The sequence below is a fragment of the Halostella sp. PRR32 genome, assembly GCF_034808085.1.
In the GTDB taxonomy this organism is placed as follows: Archaea; Halobacteriota; Halobacteria; order Halobacteriales; family Natronoarchaeaceae; genus Halostella; species Halostella pelagica.
The window spans coordinates 1-241 of sequence record NZ_JAXHGL010000269.1; the positions used below are offsets into that span (position 1 = coordinate 1).

General features: G+C 51.0%; 1 pseudogene. It reads right to left on the reverse strand.

The annotated features are described in order from the left end of the window. A pseudogene (locus SM753_RS21100) lies at positions 1-241 on the reverse strand (hypothetical protein); the annotation flags it as partial.

Consider the following 241-nt stretch of genomic DNA (forward strand, 5'->3'; position numbering starts at 1 on the left):
CTCCAGCAATGTCACCCCCTACATGGCCAACTATATTGGCTACTTTTCCTATATCACCTGCGACTAGTCCTCCCAGACCACCGATCAAGTTACCAGGTCTGTGGGCGATGTCACCTCCGATATGTCCAACTTCGTCTGCGATATCCCCGATACCATTGGTGACAGCTCCACCAATACCACCAATTATTTTGCCTGGTCCTTTTGCTATGTCACCTCCTAGGTCCCAATGCACCCCTCTGGT